This is a genomic window from Streptomyces nymphaeiformis (genome assembly GCF_014203895.1).
Lineage (GTDB): Bacteria > Actinomycetota > Actinomycetes > Streptomycetales > Streptomycetaceae > Streptomyces > Streptomyces nymphaeiformis.
In genome coordinates, this window is sequence record NZ_JACHJY010000010.1 from 438,152 (window position 1) to 463,746 (window position 25,595).

19 protein-coding genes are annotated in these 25,595 nt (G+C 75.8%); 12 read left to right on the forward strand and 7 right to left on the reverse strand.

Going from position 1 to position 25,595, the window contains the following annotated elements:
- Positions 1–31: 31 nt before the first annotated feature.
- A complete protein-coding gene (locus GGE06_RS33055; RefSeq protein WP_116162071.1) occupies positions 32–796 on the reverse strand; it encodes a glycerophosphodiester phosphodiesterase family protein in 765 nt (254 codons plus the stop codon).
- The gene (gene yczE, locus GGE06_RS33060) at positions 793–1,527 is read right to left on the reverse strand and encodes a membrane protein YczE (protein ID WP_116162072.1); all 735 of its coding nucleotides are present in this window, start codon (positions 1,525–1,527) and stop codon (positions 793–795) included. Before yczE ends, GGE06_RS33055 begins: the two co-directional genes overlap by 4 nt.
- A gap of 103 nt (positions 1,528–1,630) precedes the next feature.
- Here yczE and GGE06_RS33065 point away from each other — a divergent pair, with 103 nt between their 5' ends.
- The gene (locus GGE06_RS33065) at positions 1,631–3,133 is read left to right on the forward strand and encodes an SCO1417 family PLP biosynthesis transcription factor (RefSeq protein WP_116162073.1); all 1,503 of its coding nucleotides are present in this window, start codon (positions 1,631–1,633) and stop codon (positions 3,131–3,133) included.
- A gap of 81 nt (positions 3,134–3,214) precedes the next feature.
- On the opposite strand, the gene GGE06_RS33070 is transcribed toward GGE06_RS33065, so the two are convergent.
- Positions 3,215–4,918 carry a hypothetical protein gene (locus tag GGE06_RS33070; protein WP_116162074.1) on the reverse strand — a complete coding sequence of 568 codons (1,704 nt, stop codon included), beginning with the start codon at positions 4,916–4,918 and terminating at the stop codon, positions 3,215–3,217.
- A 37-nt stretch (positions 4,919–4,955) separates the two neighbouring features.
- On the reverse strand, positions 4,956–5,150 hold the full coding sequence (locus GGE06_RS33075; protein ID WP_015032212.1) for a hypothetical protein: 195 nt from the start codon (positions 5,148–5,150) through the stop codon (positions 4,956–4,958).
- A 308-nt stretch (positions 5,151–5,458) separates the two neighbouring features.
- Here GGE06_RS33075 and GGE06_RS33080 point away from each other — a divergent pair, with 308 nt between their 5' ends.
- The 6 genes from GGE06_RS33080 (at position 5,459) to GGE06_RS33105 (ending at position 14,665) form a co-directional block, all read left to right on the forward strand.
- On the forward strand, positions 5,459–5,851 hold the full coding sequence (locus GGE06_RS33080; protein WP_116162075.1) for an ankyrin repeat domain-containing protein: 393 nt from the start codon (positions 5,459–5,461) through the stop codon (positions 5,849–5,851).
- A 258-nt stretch (positions 5,852–6,109) separates the two neighbouring features.
- Complete coding sequence (locus GGE06_RS33085; RefSeq protein ID WP_116162076.1) at positions 6,110–7,525, forward strand: HEAT repeat domain-containing protein; 1,416 nt, start codon at positions 6,110–6,112, stop codon at positions 7,523–7,525.
- Positions 7,526–7,765: 240 nt separating this feature from the next.
- Entirely contained in the window at positions 7,766–8,887 is a 1,122-nt protein-coding gene (locus GGE06_RS33090) for a glycosyltransferase family 4 protein (RefSeq protein ID WP_184932513.1), read from the forward strand.
- Positions 8,884–10,068 carry a glycosyltransferase gene (locus tag GGE06_RS33095; RefSeq protein ID WP_184932514.1) on the forward strand — a complete coding sequence of 395 codons (1,185 nt, stop codon included), beginning with the start codon at positions 8,884–8,886 and terminating at the stop codon, positions 10,066–10,068. The genes GGE06_RS33090 and GGE06_RS33095 overlap by 4 nt, the downstream gene beginning before the upstream one ends.
- A complete protein-coding gene (locus GGE06_RS33100) occupies positions 10,065–11,075 on the forward strand; it encodes an SGNH/GDSL hydrolase family protein (RefSeq protein WP_184932515.1) in 1,011 nt (336 codons plus the stop codon). Before GGE06_RS33095 ends, GGE06_RS33100 begins: the two co-directional genes overlap by 4 nt.
- A complete protein-coding gene (locus tag GGE06_RS33105; protein WP_184932516.1) occupies positions 11,072–14,665 on the forward strand; it encodes a hydantoinase B/oxoprolinase family protein in 3,594 nt (1,197 codons plus the stop codon). Before GGE06_RS33100 ends, GGE06_RS33105 begins: the two co-directional genes overlap by 4 nt.
- Before the next feature lie 4 nt (positions 14,666–14,669).
- Here the strand turns inward: GGE06_RS33105 and GGE06_RS33110 are convergent, their stop codons facing one another.
- From GGE06_RS33110 to GGE06_RS33120, 3 genes are read right to left on the reverse strand one after another with little or no spacing between them, the layout of a single operon-like run.
- Positions 14,670–15,533 (reverse strand): 5-oxoprolinase subunit C family protein, encoded by an 864-nt coding sequence (locus GGE06_RS33110; RefSeq protein ID WP_116162081.1) that lies wholly within the window; start codon positions 15,531–15,533, stop codon positions 14,670–14,672.
- On the reverse strand, positions 15,530–16,150 hold the full coding sequence (gene pxpB / locus GGE06_RS33115; protein WP_184932517.1) for a 5-oxoprolinase subunit PxpB: 621 nt from the start codon (positions 16,148–16,150) through the stop codon (positions 15,530–15,532). Before pxpB ends, GGE06_RS33110 begins: the two co-directional genes overlap by 4 nt.
- Positions 16,147–16,911 (reverse strand): LamB/YcsF family protein, encoded by a 765-nt coding sequence (locus GGE06_RS33120; protein ID WP_184932518.1) that lies wholly within the window; start codon positions 16,909–16,911, stop codon positions 16,147–16,149. The genes pxpB and GGE06_RS33120 overlap by 4 nt, the downstream gene beginning before the upstream one ends.
- A 185-nt stretch (positions 16,912–17,096) precedes the next feature.
- Here GGE06_RS33120 and GGE06_RS33125 point away from each other — a divergent pair, with 185 nt between their 5' ends.
- The 5 genes from GGE06_RS33125 (at position 17,097) to GGE06_RS33145 (ending at position 25,577) form a co-directional block, all read left to right on the forward strand.
- Positions 17,097–17,807, forward strand: coding sequence for a GntR family transcriptional regulator (locus tag GGE06_RS33125; RefSeq protein ID WP_184932519.1), 711 nt, complete (start codon positions 17,097–17,099; stop codon positions 17,805–17,807).
- 88 nt (positions 17,808–17,895) lie between these two features.
- Positions 17,896–19,440 carry a hypothetical protein gene (locus tag GGE06_RS33130; RefSeq protein WP_116162083.1) on the forward strand — a complete coding sequence of 515 codons (1,545 nt, stop codon included), beginning with the start codon at positions 17,896–17,898 and terminating at the stop codon, positions 19,438–19,440.
- Complete coding sequence (locus tag GGE06_RS33135; RefSeq protein WP_184932520.1) at positions 19,437–19,976, forward strand: hypothetical protein; 540 nt, start codon at positions 19,437–19,439, stop codon at positions 19,974–19,976. The genes GGE06_RS33130 and GGE06_RS33135 overlap by 4 nt, the downstream gene beginning before the upstream one ends.
- The gene (locus GGE06_RS33140) at positions 19,973–20,866 is read left to right on the forward strand and encodes a hypothetical protein (protein ID WP_116162085.1); all 894 of its coding nucleotides are present in this window, start codon (positions 19,973–19,975) and stop codon (positions 20,864–20,866) included. The genes GGE06_RS33135 and GGE06_RS33140 overlap by 4 nt, the downstream gene beginning before the upstream one ends.
- A gap of 43 nt (positions 20,867–20,909) precedes the next feature.
- Entirely contained in the window at positions 20,910–25,577 is a 4,668-nt protein-coding gene (locus GGE06_RS33145) for a hypothetical protein (RefSeq protein WP_184932521.1), read from the forward strand.
- Positions 25,578–25,595 lie beyond the last annotated feature (18 nt).

Consider the following 25,595-nt stretch of genomic DNA (forward strand, 5'->3'; position numbering starts at 1 on the left):
CCCTTGTTCGTTCCCGTGGCCGGGACGCGGCTCAGACCCACGCTCCCCGGTCGGTGAGCACGCCGCGCAGCGTCTCCAGGTGATCGGTCATGATGCCATCGACGCCCAGGTCGAGGAGAGAGCTCATCCGCGCCGGATCGTTCACGGTCCACACGTGGACCTGCAGTCCGCGCGCGTGCGCCTCTCGCACGAAGCGGCGGTCCACGATCGGGACCCCGGCCTGGCGCTCCGGGACCTGCGCCGCCACGGCTCCGGCCCGCAGCGCAGCCGGGATGCCCCAGGAGCGCAGCCGCAGGCCGACTACCCCGCGCACCCCGAACGAGGTGGCGAGCTTCGGCCCGGCCAGGCGCTGGGCCCGTGCCACCCGGGACTCGGTGAACGAGCCCACGCAGACCCGGTCCCAGGCGCCCGTCCTGCGGATCAGGTCGATCAGCGGGGCCAGGGCCGACTCGGCCTTCAGGTCCACGTTCCAGCGGGCCTCGGGGAACTCCTCCAGGAGGTCCTCGAAGAGCGGCAGGGGCTCCTTCCCGGCGACCCGGGCCTCCCGGACCGCCGCCCAGGGCAGGTCGCGGATCCGGCCCGAGGTGTCCGTCACCCGGTCGAGGGTCTCGTCGTGGAACGCGACGAGCACCCCGTCGGACGTCGTGTGCACATCGGTCTCGAAGTAGCGGTAGCCCGCCGCGGCGGCCCGGCGGAAGGCGGCGGCGGTGTTCTCCAGGCCGTTCGCCGTGCCGCCGCGATGGGCGAACGCGAGGGGGGACGGATGGTCGAGATAGGGGTGGCGTACGCGAGTCACGGCCGCAGTATGGCGCCTTCCGGTGTCCCGGTGGCGACCGGGACGCTGCCGACGTGCGGCTCGGGGGTGAGCGCGGTGGTCTCGGAAGCCTGTTCCGGGGTGGGCGCGGTGGTCTCGGAAGCCTGTTCCGGGACGGCGAACCAGCGCAGGAAGAACTGGGCGAGCGGTCCGATCGCCAGCGCGTACAGCACCGTGCCGACCCCGACCGAGCCGCCGAGCAGGAAGCCGGTGGCGACCACCACGACCTCGATCGCCGTCCGCACCAGCCGGATCGACCGGCCGGTGAGCCGGTGCAGACCGGTCATCAGGCCGTCGCGCGGGCCGGGCCCGAACCGCGCCGCGATGTACAGGCCGGTCGCGACCCCGTTGAGGACGATGCCGAGCACGAGCAGCGGCACCTGGCCCGCCAGGCCGTGGACGTCCGGGACGAGCGCCAGGGTGCCGTCCATCGCCAGACCGATCACGAACACGTTCGAGACCGTGCCGAGCCCCGGCCGCTGCCGGATCGGCAGCCACAGCAGCAGCACCATCGCCCCGACGATGATCGACACCACGCCGATGGTCAGCCCGGTCTTCTCGGCGAGACCCTGGTGGAGGACGTTCCAGGGCTCCAGGCCGAGCCCGCTGCGCACCAGCAGCGCCGAGCTGACCCCGTACAGCGTCAGCCCGACGTACAGCTGGACGAGCCGACGGGCGAGGTGCCGGCCGCGGAGGCCGGAGGCGATGGACAAGGAACTGCCCCCCAAGGTGGTGGTAGTGGACTGGCTCATGACACTCTGTGGCGGGGGATCGGATGTCAACCATGGCCAATTCGAGGAAGGTGGACTGATTTCCATGGCTCAGTGGACTTCGGCGGTGGGACCGGCCCAGCTCGCCCGGCAGCTCCAGGCGCAGCAGCCCCGGCCCGCCGGCCCCGGCGCCCGCAAGCCGCCCGCCTACCGCGCCCTGGCCGACGGCATCCGGCTGCTCGTCCTGGAGGGCCGCGTCCCGGTCGCCGCCCGCCTGCCCGCCGAGCGGGAACTCGCCCTCGCGCTCACCGTCAGCCGCACCACGGTCGCCGCGGCCTACGAGGCGCTGCGCACCGAAGGCTTCCTGGAGTCGCGGCGCGGCGCCGGCAGCTGGACCGCCGTGCCCGCCGGGAACCCGCTGCCCGCGCGCGGCCTCGAACCGCTGCCGCCCGAGTCCCTCGGCTCGATGATCGACCTCGGCTGCGCCGCCCTGCCCGCGCCCGAGCCCTGGCTCACCCGGGGCGTCCAGGGCGCCCTGGAGGAGCTGCCGCCCTACGCCCACACGCACGGGGACTACCCGGCCGGGCTGCCCGCGCTGCGGCAGATGCTCGCCGACCGGTACACCGCGCGCGGGATCCCCACGATGCCCGAGCAGATCATGGTCACGACCGGCGCCATGGGTGCCATCGACGCCATCTGCCACCTGTTCGCGGGGCGCGGCGAGCGGATCGCCGTCGAGTCGCCCTCGTACGCCAACATCCTCCAGCTGATGCGCTCGGCCGGCGCCCGGCTCGTGCCCGTCGCCATGGCGGAGGGCCTCGGCAGCTGGGACCTGCCCCGCTGGCGGCAGGTGCTGCGGGACGCGGCGCCCCGCCTCGCGTACGTCGTCGCCGACTTCCACAACCCGACCGGCGCGCTCGCCGACGAGGACCAGCGGCGGCAGCTCGTCGAGGCGGCCCGCTCCGCCGGCACGGTTCTCGTCGTCGACGAGACCATGGCCGAGCTGCACCTGGACGAGGACCTGGAGATGCCCCGGCCGGTCTGCGCCTTCGACCCGGCGGGCGCCACCGTCCTCACGGTCGGCTCGGCCAGCAAGGCCTTCTGGGCGGGCATGCGCATCGGCTGGGTCCGGGCCGCGCCCGACGTGATCCGCTCCCTGGTGGCCGCGCGTGCGTACGCCGACCTCGGCACCCCGGTCCTGGAGCAGCTCGGCGTGAACTGGCTCATGCGGACGGGCGGTTGGGAGGAGGCCGTGAGCCTGCGCCGGGAGCAGGCCCGGGAGAACCGGGACGCGCTCGTCGCCGCCGTCCGCCGGGAGCTCCCGGACTGGGAGTTCGCGGTGCCGCGCGGCGGTCTGACCCTCTGGGTCCGCACGGGCGGTCTGTCCGGCTCCCGGCTCGCCGAGGCGGGGGAGCGGGTCGGCGTCCGCGTGCCCTCCGGGCCCCGGTTCGGTGTCGACGGCGCCTTCGAGGGCTTCGTCCGGCTGCCCTTCACGGTCGGCGGCCCGGTCGCCGACGAGGCGGCCGTCCGGCTGGCCGCCGCGGCCCGCCTGGTCGAGTCCGGTGTCGGCAGCGGGGGGACGGAACCGCCGAGGTCGTTCGTGGCATAAGCGGCACAAGGCGTGACCCCTGGTGACGCGGACGTACGAAGAGGGCCCCACGCGCGCGCGTGGGGCCCTCTTCGTACGTCCTCAGCCCTCCGCGGGGACCGGGGTGTGGAACGGGGCGCCGGAGTCCGGTTCGGCCCGGGGTGCCGGGGCCGGTTCGGGGGCCGAGCCGGGGACCGTCTCGACGGCGGCGGCCGAGAGCGTGACCGTGTCCTGGGACGTGACCGCGGCCGGGGCCTTGACCGTGACCACGGGCGGGGACGCGGGCACCGTCGGCGCCGTGACCGTGCGCTCCGGGAGCAGGTCCAGGACCGCCTGGCGCTGCGCCTCGTTCGTCGCGTCGTCGTACGGGTCGGGCGTCGCCGGCACCTGGATCCGCAGGACCGGGCCGGTGCCCAGGCGCGCGTAGCCGCGGCCCGCCGGGACCTCGGGCGTCGGCGTGGTGTGCGGCCGGGCGCCGAGGACGGCCGCGATCTGCTCCGGGGCGGCGGGGCCGAGGACGATCCGGGCCCTGGTGTGGGTCCGTACCGACTCGCTCAGCGTGTCCGTGCTGTCGAACTGCTCGGCCACCACCACCGTGACCTGCGCCGCGCGCCCGTGCCGCAGCGGCACCTGGAGCAGGTCCTGCGGGTCGGGGCGGCCGTCGGCGGCGGCGAGCTGGCCGAGGATGCCCGGCCGGTCGAGGAGGATCCACAGCGGGCGGCGGGTGTCCTCGGGCGCGGGCTGCCCGGCCTGGGCGGCCCGGTTGGCGGCGATCAGCCGCCGCTCCGTCTCGTGCGCCGCCCACTCCAGGGTGGCGAGGGCGCCGCCCAGCCCGCACTCGACGGCGAGGACGCCGGCGCGGCCGGTGAGGCACGCGTACTCGCCGGTGCCGCCGCCCTCGACGATCACCACGTCGCCGTGCGGGAGGGCCTGGAGCGCGATCGAGCGCAGCAGGGAGGTGGTGCCGCTGCCGGGCTGGCCGATGACGAGCAGGTGCGGCTCGGTGGAGCGGGGGCCGGTGCGCCAGACGACGGCCGGCGCGTCCTCCGTGCCGTCCGCCGAGACGACGGGCACGGTCCGCTGCACGGCGTCGGCGTCGGTGAACCCGAGGACGGTCTCGCCCGGCACCGTGACGAAGCGCTGGGCGGCGATGGTGGTGGGCAGGGCGGGCAGCACGCTCATGACGAGCCGGTTGCCCTCCTCGTCCCAGTCGAAGAGGTACTCGCGGCCGCGCCCCGACTTGGCGTGCAGCAGCTGCTCCACGCGGGCGCGGGCGGCCGGCTCGCCGTCGGTGAAGTACGGGGGGTACGCGATCCTCAGCCGGGTCAGCCGCCCGTCCTCGTCGAAGGCGTAGTCCGCGAACGCGCCGCTCCACTCGCCGCCGTGGGCGAATAGCGGCGCGGGGTCCTCCGGAACGGAGAAGTACGGCACCAGGGCCTCGTACAGGCCCTTGAGCCGCGCGATCTCCGCGTCGTCGGGCCCGGTCTTCACGACCGGGCGTTCACGGCCCATCCAGGCGGCCACGGCCATGAGCAGCACGAGCGCGAGCAGCGGCCCGTACGGCATGAGCGCGACGACCAGGACGCAGCCCGCGACCAGGAGCAGCGTGGGACCACGCCGCTCCTTCGGGGTCGCGGCCCACTTGGCGCGCGCGGTCGCGGCCAGCTTCCGCAGGCCACGGGAGACCGTGATCAGCGGATGGAGCACGTCGGTGGCGCTGTCGGCGGCCGTGCGCGCGATCTCTCGACTGCGAGCGATCTGTGCGCTGCCGCTGCTCAGAATGCGGGGGAGTGGTCGCCGGGCCACGAAGTACTCCTGAATCGGTGGAAGGGGCTGGAGGGCGTCAGAACTTGATCCCGCCCAGGAGGCCGGCGAGGCTCTGGCCACCCGCCGTGATGCTCGGGGCGATGGCGGTGCCCGCGAGGTAGAAGCCGAACAGCGCGCTGACGAGGGCGTGCGAGGCCTTCATCCCGTCCTTCTTGAAGAACAGGAAGCAGATGATGCCGAGCAGGACCACGCCTGAGATGGACAGGATCATTGGTTGTTCTCCTGGTTGAGGGGACAGTCACCATGAGTCCTTCCAGGTTCACAGCAAGTATCTATGTGACTAAAGGTGCATTAGAGTGAAAAACGGGTGATTTCACTTGACCGGCGGACGCCGGACGCCGCGCCGGGTGGCGAAATACCCGGCGTGCGCTAGGGGTGGGCGCCGGTATCGAATGACGTGATCTTTGCCTCGGTCGGGCGCGGTCATGTCGCCGGACGGGCAGTACCCTGTCGATTCACTCGTACGGCCGCGCTTGCCGTGCACCGGTCGACAACGCAGGAGAGAGGCGGGCCCACCCGATGAGCGAGACTCCGGACCCCGAGGTCATCGAGCTGGCGTCCAAGGTCTTCGACCTCGCACGCACGGGTGACGCCGACGCCCTCGCCGCCTACCTCGACGCGGGCGTCCCCGCGAACCTCACCAACGACAAGGGCGACACCCTCGTCATGCTCGCCTCCTACCACGGCCACGCCGCCGCGGTCACCGCCCTCCTGGAGCGCGGCGCCGAGGCCGACCGTGCCAACGACCGCGGTCAGACCCCGCTCGCCGGCGCCGTCTTCAAGGGCGAGGACGCGGTGATCCGCGCGCTCCTCGCCGCCGGCGCAGATCCGGAGGCCGGGACTCCGTCCGCGCTCGACACCGCCCGCATGTTCGGCAAGACCGAACTCCTGGAGCTCTTCGGATCCAGGTGAACGGCGGCTGAACCCCAGGTGGGAGCGGCGTCGTAAATGTGGTCGCGGTGGCGAAATGGGTGGGTCATCATGACGACGGGCCCGGCAAAACGGGCCACCGACGAGAGGCTGAGGAACATGGGCACTGGCAGGCGAATCACGACGACGGGCGGCCCCGAATGTTGCCGCACGGCCTAGGCGTACGGGCGGTGTACCGCCCGACCGGCTTCCCCCCGGTATCCCCCGGTCGTGTCGACAGCTTGATGTGAGGCGTCTTCCATGTTCGATCCAGTCATAGCGCCGAGCGGCACCCTGCTCGGCCTGCTGCAGCGGGGCCGCGGCGACGGCACCCTGCACGCGCTCGCCGCGCCACGCGCCGAGGCCCTCGCGGCCCTCAACAGCTGCGTTCTCGACGACCCCCGCCACGACTGGCAGGTCGAGAACCGCTCCCTCTACTACGCCCGTCTCTACCTGGACCTCCACGGAGGCCTGGACGAGATCGAGGCGCACCTCATGGGTGCCGAGGACCACCTCGACACCGAGGAGTCCAGGACCGGGCTCGCGCTCGCCGTCCTCGGACACCTCGCCTCCTACGGACGCCAGGACGCCCTGCTGCTCCTCAGGCGGTACGCCGCGACCGGCACGAACTGGGCCTGGGCCCTGGACGAGCTGGCCCTCCGCGACGACGACGCCGGGCTCCGCGCGCTCGCCCTGCCCGTACTGGCCCGCTTCCCGGCCGACCCGGAGGGCGAGGCCGAGCTGGCGCGCACCGTCCGCGACGCCTTCGAGCCCCGGCCCTGGCGGCTGTGGGCCGAGGACCCGCGCGAGGCCGTCGGCGCCCGGGTCAGGGCTGCCCGGGAACAGGGCTCCTTCGACCGCTGGCAGCGCCAGATGCGCCCCGCCGGGCCCCGCCCCGGCTGGAGCGTCAAGGCCGTCCTCGACTGGGCGCAGGAGGGGTACGAGCGCGGAGCCCTGCTCTACGGACCCGCCGCCCGCTGCCTGACCGCCGTCGCCGGACCCGAGGACCGGCCCGAGATCCTCGCCGCCGCCCGGCACGGCGCCACCGGAGCCCGCGGCGCCGCCCTGCACCACCTCGCCGAGTCACGGGACCCCGCCGTCCTCGACCTCGTCGAGGCCGCCGCCGACGGCGACTCCCGCGAGGTCGCCGACGCCGCCGTCGCCGCCTACCGGCGGATGTGCGGAGAGGACGCCGTCGCCCGCGCCCGCGCGTGGGTCCGGCGCACCGACGCCCTCGGGACCGCCGCCGCCGAGGTCCTCGCCTGCAGAGGCACCGCCCAGGACACCACGCTCGTCCTCGGCGCCCTGCGCGGCACCGTGCGCTCCGAGGGCCCCGACGCCCCCGAGCTCGCCTTCCTCGTCGACGGCGCCGGACGCCTCGGCATCACCTGCGCGGCACCCGTGCTGCGCCACGTCTACCGCGAGACGACCTCCTCCCAGCTGCGCGGCCGCGTGGCCCGCGCCCTCGCCGCCACCGACCCCACCTTCGCGACCGGCTTCGCCGTCGAATGCCTCTGGGACTGCGAGGAGACCACCCGCGAGGTCGCGGCCCAGCACGCCGAGACCGGTGACGTGCGCGTCGCCGAACGATTGCGCCGCCTCGCCGCGGACCCCGCCGAAGAGGTCGAGGTCCAGACGGCGGTGCGCAACCGGATAGGGCCGGACCTCCAGGTCTGACCCCGGCTCAGGGGGCAGCGACAGGTCCGACCAACCCCTCCCGGCCCGACCTCGCGCACCCGAGCCACCCGCCACCCGGCCCCCGGGGCGGCGCGGCCTGCGGCGGACACCCCGCCGACCGTGGCCCCGCCCCGGGGGCCGGTGCGTTCTGCCGCCCCCAGGGGAAACGCTCATGGGACGTTCCCTCCCCGTCCAGATCCACGTCGGCGGGTACACGCCGAGCGCGACGACAACACCCGTATGCGTGTCGTCATCGTCACCGAATCCTTCCCTCCCGACATCAACGGTGTGGCGCACTGCGCCCTGCAGACCGCGCGCCACCTCGTCCGGCGGGGGCACACCCCGCTCGTCATCGCCCCCGCCGTCGCCGACCAGGCCGCGGACGCCGACGCCCCCTGCGCCGTCGTCCGCGTCCCCTCCCTCCCCCTGCCCGGCTATCCGCAGGTACGGGTCGCCCTGCCCAGCCGCCGGGTCGCCGCGGCCATCGCCGCCCACCGCGCCGACCTCGTCCACCTCGCCGGACCCTTCGTCCTCGGCGTCCGGGGCATGACCGCCGCCGCCCGGCTCGGCATACCCGCCGTCGCCGTCTACCAGACCGACCTCGCCGGCTACGCGCGCACGTACGTCGGGACCGGCGAGGGCGCCGCCTGGCGCCGCCTGCGCGCCGTGCACGGCGCCGCCGACCGCACCCTCGCCCCGTCCACGGCCGCCGTGCGCGACCTGGAGGCCCACGGCATCGGCCGCGTCCGGCGCTGGGGACGCGGAGTGGACACCGTCCGCTTCCACCCCGGAGCGCGCGACACCGCCCTGCGCCGCGAACTCGCCCCCGACGGGGAGGTCCTCGTCGGCTACGTCGGCCGCCTCGCCCCCGAGAAGCGCGTGGACCTCCTCGCCGGAGCCTGCGCGCTCCCCGGCGTCCGGGTCGTGGTCGTCGGGGACGGGCCCAGCGCCCCCGCCCTGCGCACCGCCCTGCCGGGCGCCCGGTTCCTGGGCCGCCGCACCGGCGACGAGCTCGCCCGGATCTTCGCCTCGCTCGACGTCTTCGCCCACACCGGCCCGTACGAGACCTTCTGCCAGACCGTCCAGGAGGCCATGGCCAGCGGGGTCCCCGTCGTCGCCCCGGCCGCCGGCGGACCCCTGGACCTGGTCGACCACGGCCGCACCGGACTCCTCGTACCCCCGGGCGACCCGGACGCGCTGCGGGCGGCCGTCGCCGACCTCGCCGCCTCGCCCGACACGCGCGCCGCCCACGGCCGGGCCGGCCAGGCCGCCGTCGAGGGCCGCACCTGGGAGGCGCTCGGCGACGAGCTGATCGGCCACTACCTGGAGGTGCTGCGCGAGCGGACGGCGGTGGCGGCATGAGCGGCGTCCGTACGGGAGACGGCAGCGGGCTGCGGATCGTCCGGCTCGCGAACTTCGTGACCCCCACGTCGGGCGGCCTGCGCACCGCCCTCGACCAGCTCGGCCGCGGCTACCTCGCCGCCGGTCACGAGCCCGTCCTCGTCGTGCCCGGCGCCGCCGCGAGCGACCACCTCACCGAGCAGGGCCGGGTCGTCACGCTCCCCGGCCCCGTCGTGCCCGGCACCGGCGGCTACCGGGTCCTCGCCGACAAGCGGCGGGTCCGCCGGCTCCTCGACGAACTCGCCCCCGACCGGATCGAGGTCTCGGACCGCACCACCCTGCGGTGGACGGGGGAGTGGGCGCGACGCGCGCGCGTGCCGTCGGTCATGGTCTCCCACGAGACCGCGGACGGGGTGCTGCGCACCTGGGGCGTCCCGCCCGCGCTCGCGGCCGGGACGGCGGACCGGCTCAACCGCCGCACGGCCTGGGCCTTCGCGCGGATCGTGTGCACGACGGAGTGGGCGGAGCGCGAGTTCGTACGGATCGGGGCGCGCAACGTCGTACGCGCCCCGCTCGGCGTGGACCTGGAGCGCTGCCGGCCCGACCGCCGCGACGCGGCGCTGCGGGCCCGGTACGCCAACGGCGAGCGGGTGCTGCTCCTGCTGTGCTCGCGCCTCTCGGTCGAGAAACGGCCGGGCACCGCGCTGGACGCGCTGGAGGAGCTGCGGGGCCTGGGGGTCGCGGCGGCGCTCGTGGTCGCGGGGGACGGGCCGCTGAAGGGCGCCCTGGAGCGGCGGGCGCGCGAGCGGCGCCTCCCCGTGCGGTTCCTCGGGCACGTGGCCGACCGGGAGGCCCTGGCGGACCTCCAGGCGGCGGCCGACGTGTGCCTGGCCCCGGGGCCGGCGGAGACCTTCGGCCTCTCCGCCCTGGAGGCCCTCGCCTGCGGGACCCCCGTCGTGGTCAGCGCCTCCTCCGCGCTGCCCGAGGTCGTGGGTACGGCGGGCGCGTCCGCCGCCGACACGCCGAGCTCCTTCGCCACCGGGGTGCAGGGGCTCCTCGCGATCCCGGAGGGCGTCCGCCGCCGGGCCGCACGCGCGCGTGCGGAGGTCTTCTCCTGGGACCGCGCCGTCGGCGCCTTCCTCGCCGCCCACGACGCCCTCCCGACGCCCCGACCGCTCGTGCCGGAGGAGGCCCGCCGATGAGACGGGACACGGCAGGGGCGGGCACGGTCACGACCGAGGCCGAACCGCACGCCCCGGGGCCTGCGCCCGGCGCGCGTGCCGGGGCCGTCGCGCCCGGAGCCTCCGACGGCCCGGACCCCGCGCCCGCCCCGCCCGAGGTCCCGGCCGCCCGGGGCGGCGGGGCCGCCGAGGACCCCGTTCGGTTCGTCGTCCTCGGGGACTCGTTCAGCGAGGGTGTCGGTGACCGGGTCGGCGGGGCCTGGCGGGGGTGGGCGGCGCTGCTCGCGGAGGGGCTCGCCGCCGAGGGGCGGGGGACGGCCTTCCTGAACCTCGCCGTCAGCGGGGCGCTCAGCGCGGACGTCGCCGACGGGCAGGCCGCCCGCGCCCTCGCGTTCCGCCCGCACCTCGCCTCCGTCGTCGTCGGGGTGAACGACACCCTGCGCCGCACCTTCGACATCGCGCTCCTCGCCCGCCGCCTGGGCCGGGTCTGCGCCGATCTCGACGCCCTCGGAGCCATACTCCTGACCGCCTGTCTGCCGGACCCCGGCCGGATGCTCGGGCTGCCCCCGCCCCTGGCGCGCCCGCTCGCCCGCCGCCAGCGGTCCGTCAACGCGGTCGTGCACGCGCTGTCCGCCCGGTACGGCGCCGTCCACCTGCACCTGGCCGAGCCCGAATGGACCGAGGACCGGGCCCTGTGGAGCGCCGACCGGCTGCACCCCGGTGAGCGCGGCCACCGGGCCGTCGCCGCCGGCTTCCACGAGCTCCTCGCGGCCCGGGGACTCGCGCACGGCGCACCGCCCTCGCCGGAGCCCCTCCAGCCGCCGCCGACCCGTACCGAAGCCCTGCTCTGGCTCGCCACCGCCGGCACCGGCTGGGTCCTGCGCCGCAGCCGCGACCTGCTCCCGCAGCTCCTCCTGCTCGCCGGGGCCGAACTGCGCCACTGGGCCGACGGCACCGGCACGGCTCCCCTCGACGCGCGCGCCGACGACGCCCTCGCGGCCGCCCTCGCGACCACAATGGGGGGATGAGCGGGCGCTGGGAGTTCTGGATCGACCGGGGCGGCACCTTCACCGACGTCGTCGGGCGACGGCCCGACGGCCGGCTCGTCAGCCGCAAGGTGCTCTCCCACGACCCGGCCAGACGGCAGGACGCGGCCGTCGCCGGCATCCGCCTCCTCCTCGGCCTCGGCCCCGACGACCCCGTCCCCGCCGACCGGATCGCCGTCGTCAAGATGGGCACCACCGTCGCCACCAACGCCCTCCTGGAGCGGCGCGGGGAGCCGACCGTGCTCCTGATCACCGAGGGCTTCCGCGACGCCCTCCGCATCGCCTACCAGAACCGGCCCCGGCTCTTCGACCGCCACATCGTGCTTCCCGAGGCGGTGTACGCGCGCGTGATCGAGGTGCCCGAGCGGGTCGACGCCCACGGACACGTCGTCCACCCGCTGGACGAGCCCGCCGTCGCCGCGGCACTCGCCGCGGCGCACGGCGACGGCCTCCGCTCCGCCGCCGTCGTCCTCCTGCACGGCTACCGGCACCCCGAGCACGAGACCCGGGTCGCGGCGGCGGCCCGCGCCGCCGGCTTCACCCAGGTCAGCTGCTCGCACGAGGTCAGCCCGCTCATCAAACTGGTCCCGCGCGGGGACACCACCGTCGTCGACGCCTACCTCTCGCCGATCCTGCGCCGGTACGTCGACGAGGTCGCCCGTGAACTCGCCGGGATCCGCCTCATGTTCATGCAGTCCAACGGAGGCCTCCGCGAGGCGGCCCACTTCCGCGGCAAGGACGCCGTCCTGTCGGGACCGGCGGGCGGAGTCGTCGGCATGGCCCGCACCTCGGCGCAGGCGGGGCACAACCGTGTCATCGGCTTCGACATGGGCGGCACCTCCACCGACGTGTCGCACTACGCGGGCGCCTTCGAGCGTGAACTCGGTACACAGGTCGCCGGGGTGCGGATGCGGGCGCCCATGATGAGCATCCACACCGTCGCGGCGGGCGGCGGCTCCGTCCTCCACTACGACGGGCGCCGCTACCGGGTCGGTCCCGACTCGGCCGGCGCCGTCCCCGGACCCGCCTGCTACCGCCGCGGCGGCCCCCTGACGGTCACCGACGCCAACGTCATGCTCGGGCGCGTCAAGCCCGACCACTTCCCCGCCGTCTTCGGCGAGAGCGGGGACCTCCCCCTCGACGCCGAGGTCGTACGGGAGGGGTTCGCGGCCCTCGCCGAGGAGGTCGGCGGCGGCCGCACCCCCGAGGAGGTCGCCGCGGGCTTCCTGGAGATCGCCGTCCTCAACATGGCCAACGCCGTCAAGAAGATCTCCGTGGAACGCGGACACGACATCACCCGCTACGCCCTCACCAGCTTCGGCGGCGCCGGCGGCCAGCACGCCTGCGCCGTCGCCGACGCCCTGGGCGTCGACACCGTCCTCGTACCCCCGCTGGCCGGGGTGCTCTCCGCGTATGGGATCGGGCTCGCCGACGCCACCGCCATGCGGGAGCAGTCCGTCGAGGCCGAGTTCGACGCCGACGGCACCCACGCGCGCGTGACGGCCCTGTGCGCCGAACTCGCCGAGCGCACCCGCGAGGAGCTGCGCGCCGACGGACTGCCGGACACGGCGATCACCACGCACGCGCGCGTACTCCTGCGGTACGCGGGCACGGACGCGAGCCTCCCCGTCGACCTCGCACCGCCCGACGAGATGAAAGCCGCGTTCACGGACGTCCACCGCGCGCGGTACGCCTTCACCCTGGACCGGCCGCTCGTCGTCGAGGCCGTCACCGTCGAGGCCGTCGGCGGCGCCGGTCCGCACGGCCCGGTCCTCGTGGACACCGGCGAACGGACCGGCGCCCTCGCCCCCGCGGCCACCGTCCGCATGCACAGCGCCGGCACACCCCACGACACCCCGCTCCACCGGCGCGAGGACCTGCGGCCGGGCGACAGCGTCGACGGGCCCGCGATCCTCGCCGAGGCCGACGCCACGACCGTCGTCGACACCGGCTGGCGGGCCACCGCGACCGACGAAGGCCACCTCCTGCTGCGCCGCGTCGTCCCCCGCCCCGCGCGCGTGGCCGCCGGTACGGACGTGGACCCCGTCCTCCTGGAGGTCTTCAACAACCTCTTCATGTCCATCGCCGAGCAGATGGGCGTCCGCCTGGAGAACACCGCCCAGTCGGTCAACATCAAGGAACGCCTCGACTTCTCCTGCGCCCTCTTCGACGCCGAGGGCAACCTGATCGCCAACGCGCCCCACATCCCCGTCCACCTCGGCTCCATGGGGGAGTCCATCAAGGAGGTGCTCCGCCGGCGCGGGGACGACCTGCGCCCCGGCGACGTCTACGCGATCAACGACCCGTACCACGGCGGCACCCACCTCCCCGACGTCACCGTCGTGACGCCGGTGTTCGACGACAAGGGGCGGGAGCTCCGCTTCCTGGTCGCCTCCCGCGGCCACCACGCCGAGATCGGCGGCATCACCCCCGGCTCCATGCCCGCCTTCAGCCGGACCCTCGACGAGGAGGGCGTCCTCTTCGACAACTGGCTGCTCGTCCGCGACGGACACCTGCGCGAGACCGAGACCCGCGCCCTGCTCACCGGCGCCCGCCACCCCTCCCGCGACCCGGACACCAACCTCGCCGACCTGCGCGCCCAGATCGCCGCCAACGAGAAGGGCATCGAGGAACTGCGCCGCACGGTCGAGGAGTTCGGGCTCGACGTCGTCCAGGCCTACATGCGGCACGTCCGCGCCAACGCCGAGGAGTCCGTCCGGCGCATCGTCGCGCGCCTGGACGACGGCGAGTACCGCTACGAGACCGACGGGGGCGCGGTCATCCGGGTCGCCGTCCGCGTCGACCGCGAACGGCGCTCCGCCGTCCTCGACTTCACCGGAACCTCCGCCCAGCTGCCCGGGAACGCCAACGCGCCGACCGCCGTCGTCATGGCCGCCGTCCTGTACGTCTTCCGCACCCTCGTCGACGAGGACATCCCGCTCAACAGCGGCTGCCTGGAGCCCCTGGAGGTCCGCGTCCCGCCCGGCTCCATGCTCGCCCCCGTCCCCCCGGCGGCCACCGTCGCGGGGAACGTCGAGACCTCCCAGGCCGTGACGGGCGCGCTCTACGCGGCCCTCGGCGTCCAGGCCGAGGGCTCCGGCACCATGAACAACGTGACCTTCGGCAACGCGCGCGTGCAGTACTACGAGACCGTCGCGAGCGGCTCGGGTGCGGGCGACGGCTTCGACGGCGCCGACGCCGTCCAGACCCACATGACCAACTCCCGTCTCACGGACCCCGAGATCCTGGAGTGGCGCCATCCGGTCCGGGTCGACGCCTTCGCCGTACGGGAGGACAGCGGCGGCCGCGGCCGGTGGCACGGAGGCCACGGTGTGGAGCGGCGCCTGCGCTTCCTGGAGCCGATGACGGTGGCCCTCCTGACCGGCCACCGCCGGGTCCCGCCGTACGGGATGGCCGGCGGCGAGCCGGGCGCCCTCGGCGAGAACCTCGTGGAACGCGCCGACGGCACCGTCGAGCACCTCGAAGGCGCCGCCACCACGGAGGTGGGCCCCGGCGACGTCCTGGTCCTGCGGACCCCCGGCGGCGGGGGCTACGGCCCGCCGCCCCTGTGACCCCTCAGCGCACCGGCACGAACCGCACGGGCGTCCCCGGGACCGCCTGCGCCGCCGCGCCCAGGTCGGCCTCCCGCACCACCGCGACCACCGGATAGCCCCCGGTCGTCGGATGGTCCGCGAGGAACACCACCGGGCGCCCGTCCGGCGGCACCTGCACCGCGCCGAGCACCATGCCCTCGCTCGGCAGCTCGCCCGCCACGGCCCGCTCCAAGGGCGGGCCGTCCAGCCGCAGTCCGATCCGGTTGCTCGCCGGCGACACCCGGTACGCGCGCGTGGAGAGGGCCCGGAGCGCGTCGGCGGTGAACCAGTCGTCGCGGGGGCCGAGCCGGACCCGCAGGACGAGTTCGTCCGGCGGCCCCGGCCACGGCGGGGCGTCCACCGCGACCCGTACGCCCGTGTCCGGGCCCAGCGGCAGCACCGTGTCCTCCGCGAGCGGCGCCGGGCCGAGGCCCGACAGCAGGTCGGTGGAGCGGCTGCCGAGGACCGGCGCGACGGCGATCCCGCCGCCGACGGCCACGTACGACCGCAGTCCGCGCACGGCCGCGCCGACCTCCAGGACCGACCCGGCGCCGACCCGGACCGTCGTCCCCCAGGCGGCGGGACGGCCGTCCACCCGGACCGGGCACGGCGCGCCGCCCACCGCCACGGTCACCGCGCACCGGGGCCGCAGCGCGCAGCCGCTGACGGTGGTCTCCAGGACCGCCGAGTCCTCCGGGTTGCCGACGAGCCGGTTGACGAGCCGTACGGCCGCGGGGTCGAGGGCGCCCGAGCGGGGCACGCCGAGGTGCGCGTACCCCGTGCGCCCCAGGTCCTGGACGGTGGTCAGCGCCCCGGCCCGGACCACGGCGAGGGCCCGGTCGCTCATCGCCCGCCCCCCGCCGTGAACCGGACCCGGGTGCCGGGCGCGAGCAGCGCGGCCGGGTCCCGCTCGGCGTCCCACAGCACCAGGTCCGTGCTGCCGATCAGCTGCCAGCCGCCGGGGGAGGAGCGCGGGTACACACCCGTGTACGGGCCTGCCAGGGCGACCGACCCGGCCGGGACGGCCGTGCGCGGCGTGGCCCGGCGCGGCACCTCGTACCGCTCGCCGAGCCCGGTCAGATAGCCGAACCCGGGCGCGAACCCGCAGAAGGAGACCCGGAACTCGGCCGCCGTGTGGATCCGTACCGCCGCCTCCACGGACACCCCCCAGAGCGCGGCGACCTCCGGCAGGTCGGGCCCGTCGTAGCGGACCGGAACCTCGACGGCCTCGCCCACGCGCGCGTGGAGCGGCGCCGGCTCCCAGCCGGCCAGCTCGGCCGCGAGCCGCTCCGGGGCGTCCACGCCGTCGAGGAGCACCGTCCGCGCCGCCGGCACGATCTCCCGTACGGCGGGCAGCGCACCGGCCGCCCGCCGGCGCAGCAGCTCGGCGTGGAGGGCCTCGGTCGCCCCGCTGTCGTCCAGTTCCACCAGGAGGGCCCGGTCGCCCACCCTCAGCACCCTCATGCGAAGGCCTCCACGCGCACGCCGGAGGCTTCGAGCCGCTCCCGGACCCGCCGGGCCAGGCCCACCGCGCCCGGGGTGTCCCCGTGCAGGCAGAGCGAGCGGGCCCGCACCTCGACGGAGCTCCCGCAGTGCGCCGTGACGACCCCGAACCGGGCCATGGACACCGCCCGTTCGACGACCTCGTCCGGGTCGGTGACGACGGCCCCCTCCTGGCCCCGGGGCAGCAGTGAGCCGTCCGCCCGGTAGGCCCGGTCGCCGAAGGACTCGGCGACGACCGGGAGTCCGGCCGCCGCGGCGGCCTCGTGCAGCCGGGAGCCCGGCAGCCCGAGGACCGGCAGCGTCCGGTCCGCGAGCAGCACGCCCTCGACGACGGCCGCCGCCTGCTCGGCGTCCCGGACCACCCGGTTGTAGAGCGCCCCGTGCGGTTTCACGTACGAGACGCGCGAGCCGGCGGCCCGGGCGAAGACCTCCAGGGCGCCGATCTGGTACGCCACCTCGGCGGCCAGCTCCGCCGCCGGGACGTCCATCGCGCGCCGTCCGAAGCCGGCCAGGTCGCGGTAGGACACCTGGGCCCCGATCCGTACCCCGCGTGCCGCCGCGAGCTCGCAGACCCGCCGCATGGTGGCCGCGTCCCCGGCGTGGAAGCCGCAGGCCACGTTGGCGCTGGTGACGACGGACAGGAGCCGCTCGTCGTCGGTCAGCGTCCAGCGGCCGAAGCCCTCGCCGAGATCGGCGTTGAGGTCGATCGGGACCAAGGTCATGTGGTGCCTCCTCGGGAGGGAGCCGAAGCCGCGGAAGGTGCCGAAGCCGCTGAAGGGCGCCCGCCAAGCTAGAGGATTGTTCAACGATCCGACAAGATGCGTGTTGTCGCTCCCAACGTTTCTGCGGTTGACTCGGCCGCTTCCGCGGTTGATTCGGCCGCGGACGACGGAAGGGGTGAGACGCTGTGGACGTGAGTGGCACCGGCGGGCTGACGGACGACCGCGTACTCCTGGGACGCACGAGCACGGCGGAGCGGGTCGCGGACATCCTGCGCACCCGGATCGCGGAGGGCTTCTTCCCGCCCGGCGTCCGGCTCTCCGAGGAGAGCATCGGCGGCGCCCTCGGTGTGTCCCGCAACACACTCCGCGAGGCCTTCCGGCTCCTCACCCACGAGCGCCTGCTCGTCCACGAGCTCAACCGGGGCGTCTTCGTCCGCGTCCTCGACGTGGGTGACGTGGACGACATCTACCGCACCCGGCGGCTCGTCGAATGCGCCGTCGTACGGGGCCTGGGGCAGCCGCCGTTCGCCGTCGACGCCCTCGCCGCCGTCGTCGCCGAGGGCGAGGCCGCGGCCCGCGCCGACGACTGGACGGGCGTCTCCACGGCCAACATCCACTTCCACCGCGAACTCGTCGCCCTCGCGGGCAGCGCCCGTACCGACGAACTGATGCGCGGCGTCCTCGCCGAACTCCGCCTCGCCTTCCACGTCGTCGACGACCCGCGCGCACTGCACGAGCCCTACCTCCGGAGGAACCGGGAGATCCTGGACGCCCTGCGGGCCGGGGAACGGGCCTCGGCGGAGAGACTCCTCGCCCGCTACCTCGACGACTCACGCGCGCGCGTGGTCGCCGCCTACGCCCAGGCCGTCGACGCTCCGGCGGGCTCCTCCGGCTGAGGGCACGGCCCGTACGAGGCCACCGAGGGCGCCGGGCGCATCTGCGCCGTTTCGACCGTTGTCAGGGTGAGGACCTAATCTGTCCACCGTGACTTCGCCTGCCTCGACGGACCTCGCTCCGCCCCAGCTCAGCGCGGGGCCGCGCCCCGCGCAGGGCCCGGCCGCCGACGAAGGGCTCGCGCGGCGGCTCCGCGCGCTCGCGTGCACCGCCCCGCTGCACGACCTCGACGCGCGCAAGGCGAACCTGGCCGGCGAGTACACGGTCTACGCGATGGCCGAGGTGGCCCTCGCCGCGATCGACCTCATCACGCTGAACATGGACTTCGACACCGGCGCCGACCACGAGCAGATCGTCGCCCGCCTGCTGCCCCGCGTCGCCGCCCAGGCGCCCACCCGCCCCGCCGCCGAGCACGAGCGCGTGGCCCGCTGGGTCCTGGAGAACCTGATCAACGTCGGCAGCGTCGACCGCGGCTTCCGCGCCGTCTACGGCACCTTCGGCACCGACGGGGTCTACGTCCGCAGGGACTACGACTTCAAGCTCATCGAAGAGGTCCCGGGCTACGGCGGCGGGGTCTACCTCCGCACCACCGACGAAGCGGTCAACGTCCTCGTCGGAGCCCTCGACACCGACGTCACCAGCGCCCAGATCGCCGCCGAGGTGAAGCTGGAGGTCCTCATCAACCGGGGCCGCCTCGCCGACGCACAGCTCGCCGCCGAGCAGGCGCGCTACCGGACCGTGCAGTACGCCGAGACCCTCCGCAAGACCCTGGAGGCCACCCGGCGCAACGTCCGCGCCGTCGACTGGCTCCACACCGTCCCCGACATGATCGCCGAGGCGCTCGACCACGTGGCCGACCGCTACCGCCACGAGAACGCGATCCTCACCAACATCCGCAAGGCCCGCGACGAGGCCGAGGCCGCGACCGACGCGAAGACCGCGGAGCACAAGCGGCGTGCCGCCGAGCTGGTCGACATAGTCAAGGACTGCATCCGGCGCCACACCCAGCTGCAGTCCCGTCTCCTGGAGGCCGGGCCGCTCTTCCGCGCCGAGCAGGACCGGCAGGCCTTCGCCGCCCCCACCGCGTACACCGGACTCGATCTGTACGGGCAGCTGGTCGCCCCCGTCCTGCCGCTCCCCGTGGAGCAGGCCACCCGCGTCACCGACGCCTTCTTCGCCCGCGGCACCGGACTGCGCACCCCCGCCTCCGTCCGCCTCGGCGACCTCGTCGACCTGCTCCTCACCCCGCCCGTCGAGCGCGAGCACCTCGGCGCGGAGATGCCCGAGCCCGACCTCATCGCCACCCCCGACGACTCCCGCTTCAGCGAGGAGCAGCTCGCGAGCGCCATGCGCCTGCTCGACCTGGAGCACGACGCCCCGCGCCGCCTCTCCGGCCTGCTCGCCGAGGCCCGCCGCCTCGACCCCGACCTTCCGTACCTCGTCGCCCTCCTCGCCGTCCACGCGGCGAGCCCCCCGGTCGGCACCGCCTACCGCCAGGGCGAGGAGCGCCTGCTCTTCGCCGTCGACGACGGCACCCCGTTGGACGACCCCGAGTTCGGCGGCGCCGACCTGATCGTCGGTACGGCGATGCTCGACGCCGTGGGCATGGCCGCGGACCGCACGGAGGCGACGTGACCCTCGTCCCCCAGGCTCCCGCCACCGACCCCGGGCCCGCACCCGCTCCGGTGCCGGACACCGAGTCCGTACGAGAAGAGGCGCCCGAGGCCGCGCCCGAGCCGGCGCCCAGGCCTGCAGCTACGCCCGAGCCGGCGCCCGCGCACGAGCCGCTGCCCGTGCCCGCAGCTACGCACGAGCCGCTGCCCGCGCCCGCGCCCGTAGCCGAGCCCGTACTCGTACCCGAGCCCAGGTCCGAGCCCGTACCAGAGCCTGAGCCCGAGCCCGAGTCGACGCCCGCGCCCGCCGCCGAGGCGCCCGCGCCCGCCTCCGCCGGCCGGCCGCGGTTCGGGACCGTATCCGTGCCCGAGCCGGTGCGCACACCGCCCGCGCGGCGCCGGGACCTCCCGGCCGTGCGGGCCGTGCGGCTCACCGACGAGCCGCCCGCGCCCGTGGACCGGCCCACCGCGGCCGGCGCCGCGGCCGTCACCCCCGTCCCGCTGCCCGTACCCCGCGCCGTACCGACCGAGAGCCGTACCGAGGAGCCCCAGCCGTGAGCGAAACCCACGCCGAGTACACCGACGCGTGGAGCGAGCAGGAGCCCCCGCAGCCCCCGGCCGCGTCCACCGTCACCCCCGCGGACGCCGCCGACGCCGCCCGGCTCGTCTCCTTCGGCCTCCAGCCCAAGCTGCTCCCGGCCCGCGACGCCGAGTACACCGAGCTCCTGCGCCGCTACCGCGAGGACCCCGCCTTCGCGCGCCTCGCCGACGCCGTCGCCACCGGCCTCGGCCTCGTCGTCCTGGAGGTCTCCCCGCGCGCGGGGATGGCCGTCACCGCCGGCGAGGACTCCGTCTTCGCCGTCCGCATGGGCGACTACGCACGCCGCGCCAACACCGACTCCGCCGACCGCTTCCTGCACGGCCTCGCCCACCTCGCGGTGGCCGCCATGGCCTTCCCCCGGCCCGAGGACCTCGCCGACGACGCCTACATCGGCCGGCTCACGGTCAACGGCGTCGACGCCTTCGTGCGCCAGGCCTGTCTGCGCCTGGAGCAGCGTGCCGAGGAGCAGGGCGAGAACACCGACCCGGCCTCCGACGCCCCCGGGCTCGAGGCCGCCTGGCGCATCTACGCGCGCCGCAGCGCCACCGGAGCCACCAAGGACGCCCGCCGCCTCGCCGGATCCACCACCGGCATCGTCGGCAAGGCCGCCGCGTTCCTCACCGACTCCGGCTTCCTCCAGCGCACCGGCGACGAGGGCGGCGGCTCCTACCGCACCACCGCCCGCTACCAGCTCCAGGTCCGCGACATGGCCGGCTCCGCCGCCATGGCCGAGCTCCTCGAACTCGGCGTGGTCCCCGTCAGCGACGGCTCCGCGACCCTCCTCCCGCCGCCCGAGGGCGACGACCTGGAACTCGCCGCCGACGCGGGCCTCCCGTTCCACGCGTAACCGCCCCGCGCCACCGCCCCCTCCCAGTACGAGAGTCCGCCGCATGTACGAGCTGTCCCGGGTCCGCCTCTACTCCATCGGTCCCGCCGGTGCGCGCTACGCCGACACCGTCCTGGACCTGCGCGGAGTCGGCGCGCCCGTGCCCCACCCCGCCCCCACACAGGCGGAGTTCTTCGAGGAGGAGCCGGTCGGCCCGCCGCGCCGCCCGGCCCCCGCGGGCGTGCTGTTCCTGGAGAACGGCGGCGGCAAGTCCGTCCTCCTCAAGCTGATCTTCTCGGTCATGCTCCCCGGCCACCGCAACACCCTCGGCGGCGCCAGTTCCGGCGTGCTGCGCAAGTTCCTCCTGGCCGACGACTGCGGCCACGTGGCCCTGGAGTGGCAGCACACCCTCACCGGCGAACTCGTCGTCGTCGGCAAGGCCAGCGAGTGGCGTGGCCGCCAGGTCTCGAACGACCCGCGGAAGTTCGCCGAGGCCTGGTACTCCTTCCGTCCCGGCCCCGGACTCAGCCTGGACAACCTCCCCGTCGCCGAGGCGACCTCCGTCCGCCCGCCCGTCGAGGGCGCCTCCGGCGCGCGCGGCCGCCGCCGCACCATGAAGGGCTTCCGCGACGCGCTCACCGAGGCCGGGAAGGCGTACCCGCACCTGGAGGTGGTCTGGGAGGAGATCCACGACCGCTGGAACGAGCACCTCGGCGACCTCGGCCTCGACCCCGAACTCTTCCGCTACCAGCGCGAGATGAACGCCGACGAGGGCGAGGCCGCCGGCCTCTTCGCGGTCAAGAAGGACTCCGACTTCACCGACCTGCTGCTGCGCGCCGTCACCGACACCCGTGACACCGACGGCCTCGCGGACCTCGTCGGCGGCTTCGGCAACAAGCTCGGCCGCCGCGCCGAACTGACCGCCGAGCGCGACTTCACCGCCGGCTCCGTCGACCTCCTCGGCCGGATCGTCGAGGCCGCCGGAACCCGCGCCCACGCGCGCGAGGTCCACGCCGGAGCCGAGCGCCGCACCCGCACCCTCGCCCGCCGGCTCTCCGCCCGCGCCGCCGAGGAGCGCGGCCGCGCCGCCGAACTCGCCCAGCAGGTCACCTCCGCCGGGCACGCCGTCGCCGAGGCCGAGACCGCCCGCAGCCGCAGCTCCCTCATCGCCGCCGAACTCGCCTACCGGCACGCCTCCCTGGCGCTGACCGCCGCCGAGAAGGGAGCCGCAGCCCAGCGCCGCGAACTCACCGACGCCCGCACCCTGCACTCCGCCTGGCAGGCAGCCGAGGCGGTGCTTCGCCACCGGGCCGCCGGCGACCGCTCCGCGCGCGTGGCCGCCGCCATCCGCGAGGCCGAGCGCGACGCCGCGCCCGCCCTGGCCGCCCGGGCCAAGGCCGCCGCCGATCTCGTACGGGCCCTGGCCGCCGCCGCCGAGGAGGGCGAGCGCCACGCCGCCGAGGAGGAGGAGCGTTCCACCGCCCTCCAGGACGCGAGCGAGACCGCCCACCGGGACGCCACCGCCGCCGCCACCGAGACCCAGCGGGCCCGCAGCGAGGCCGGCCACCTGCGCCAGCGGCTCGCCGAGGTCGAGCAGGAGACCGCCGAGGCCGTCCGCGCCGGCTGGCTCGACGACACCGCGCCGGACGCCGACCCGGCCCGCGCCGCGCTCGCCGCGAGCGACGCCGAGAAGACGACGGTCGCCGCCTGGGACACCGCCCGCGAGGCCGCCCGCACCGCGGCCGAACGCGCACGTGAGGCCGCCGGTGCCGAGTCCCGCGCCGAACTCGCCGCCGCCCGCGCCGCGGACGCCGCCGAGGCCGCCGGGAACGCCTACGACGCGGAGCGCCGCGCCGCCGAGTCCCTCGCCTCCGAGGAGCGCCTCGCCGAACTCCTCAGCCTGCCGTCCTCCGGCTCCCCGCTCCCCGGCCAGCGCGCCGCCACCGCCTCCGAAGCCGAGGCCGAAGAGGACGCCGGTCCGCGTGCGGAGGCCCAGGGCCCGCTCACCGTCACCGAGTTCGACCGGTACGCCGACGAACTGCGCGGCCTGCTCGACCAGGCCGTCGCCTCCGCCGAGAGCCGGCTCTTCGAACTGCGCACCGCCGCCGCCGACGACTCCCGCATCCTCGGCGCCCTCGGCGACGGCGGCCTGCTGCCGCCCGGCCCCGACGTCCTCGCCACCGTCGAGTACCTCGGCGAGCACGGCATCCCCGCCCTCCCCGGCTGGCGGTACCTCGCCCAGGCCGTGGACCCCGCCGACCACGCCCGGGTCCTCGCCGCCCGCCCCGAGCTCGTCGACGGCGTCGTGATCACCGACCCCGTCTCGTACGGACGCGCCCGCGAGGTCCTCGGCAGCGCCGCCCTGCTGCCCCGCTCCGCCGTCGCCGTCGGCACCGCCGCCGCCCTGCTCGCCCCCGTATCGGCGCAGGAGCGGTCGGAGGACACCGGCGTCTTCCTCGTACCGCCGAACCCGGCCATGCACGACGAGCACGCGGCCGACGAGGAGCGGCACGCGCTGCGCGCCCGCGCCACCGCCCGCGACGAGGAGATCCGCACCCTCGCCGGCCGCCTCGCCGGCGACCGGGCCCTCGCGTCCCGGATCGGCGCCTGGCGCGCCGACTGCCCGTTCGGGATGCTCGCAGAGCTCGCGTCCGTCGCCACCACCGCCCGCGAGACCGCCGAGGCCGCGGCCGCCTCCCTCGACGAGGCCCGCGCGGTCCGTACGGAGGCCGAGGAGGCCGCCGCCGAAGCCGCCCGGCTCCGGGACGAGCGCCAGGAGGCCGCCCAGCGGGCCCGCCGCGCCGCCGACGCCCTCGCCGGCCTCGCGTTCCGGCTGCGCGAGCGGTCCGCCTGGCAGGCCAAGCTCCGCGAACTCGCCGACGACGCCGCCGAGGCCGAGGCCCGCGCACAGACCTGTCTGGAGCGCGCCCGCGCCGCCGACGAGGACCGCCGCGCGGCCCAGCGCGCCGCCGACGACGCCCACCGCACCGCCCGCGCCCTGCGGGCCGAGCGCGCCGAGATCGCCGGCGCCCCCGAGAACCTGCCGGAGGAGGACGCCGACGCCCCGCGCGTCGCGCTCCCCACCCTCCGCGAGGCGTACCGGGCCGCCTCCCAGGTGTACGAGAAGGTCGGCGTCGGCGCCGACCTGCGCGCCGAGCAGGCCCGCGCCGAGAGCGACGAGTCCGCCGCCCTCGCCGAGCTCGACCGCCTCACCAACAAGGTCCGCACCCGCGCCGAACAGCTCCTGGAGTCCACCGACGGCGCCGACGGCCCCTCCCGCCAGGCGGCCGCCGCCCGCGCCGAGGCCCTGGTCCAGATGCTGGAGACCCGCGCCTCCGAGGCGAGCGAGAAGCTCGGCCGGCTCCGCGGCGAGGCCGAGCGCCTGGCCCCCGAGGACGGCGAGGCGCACACCGAACTGCCCGAGGAGCTGGTGCCCGCCGACGCCGAGCGGGCCCAGGGCCTGCTCCGTACCGCCACCACCGAACTCGCCACCCGCACCGACGCCCTGGAGGCGGCGCGGTCCGCCCACGCCGGACTGCTCCGGGACCACCGGGCCGCCGAGGACGCGGCCGGCGGCTTCGACGAGACGGCGGCCCTGCTGCGGGACCTGCTCCGCGACCACGCCGACGAGGAGCGGGAGGAGACCGAGCCGTACCCCGGCACCCTGGAGGAGGCCCGTACGACGGCCGCCGAGGCACGCCGCGCCCTGCGCGCCTGCACCGCCGAACTGTCCGCCGCCGACGCCTCCGTGCGCGAGGCGAGCGACATCCTCGTCCGGCACGCCAACTCCACCCGCTACGAGCAGGTCCGCACCCCCGCCCGTCAGCAGATCCGCGAACTGCCCGCCTCCGCGCTGCCCGAGCACGCCGCCAAGTGGGCCGAGGCCTTCGCGCCCCGGCTGCGGGTCCTCACCGACGAGCTGGAGCAGCTGGAGCGCAACCGGGGCTCGATCGTGGACCGGCTGCGCGGGCTCGTGGAGTCCTCGCTCGCGACGCTCCGCTCCGCCCAGCGGCTCTCCCGGCTCCCCGAGGGCCTCGGCGAGTGGTCGGGCCAGGAGTTCCTGCGGATCCGCTTCGAGGAGCCCGACCAGGCCACGCTCGCCGAGCGGCTCGGCGAAGTCGTCGACGAGGCGACCCGCGCCGCCGTCAAGAAGAACTCCGACCTGCGGCGCGACGGCATGTCCCTGCTCCTCAGGGGCGTCCAGGCCGCGCTCGAACCCAAGGGCGTCTCGGTCGAGATCCTCAAGCCGGACGCGGTGCTGCGCGCCGAACGGGTCCCCGTCGGTCAGATGGGCGACGTCTTCTCCGGCGGCCAGCTGCTCACCGCGGCCATCGCCCTGTACTGCACGATGGCGGCGCTCCGCTCCAACGACCGGGGCCGCGACAAGCACCGGCACGCGGGCACGCTGTTCCTCGACAACCCGATCGGCCGCGCCAACGCCACGTACCTCCTGGAGCTCCAGCGGGCCGTGTCGGACGCGCTGGGCGTCCAGCTCCTCTACACGACGGGCCTGTTCGACACGACCGCGCTCGCCGAGTTCCCGCTGGTGATCCGGCTGCGCAACGACGCGGACCTGCGGGCCGGACTGAAGTACATCAGCGTGGAGGAGCACCTGCGCCCCGGACTTCCGCAGCCCGCCGCGGAGGGGGAGACGATCCACGGCGAGATCACGGCGACGCGGATGTTCCGCCGGCACCAGTCCGACGACGGCGCCCCGGCGGAGGACGCGTAGCCCCGGCCTGAACGACGG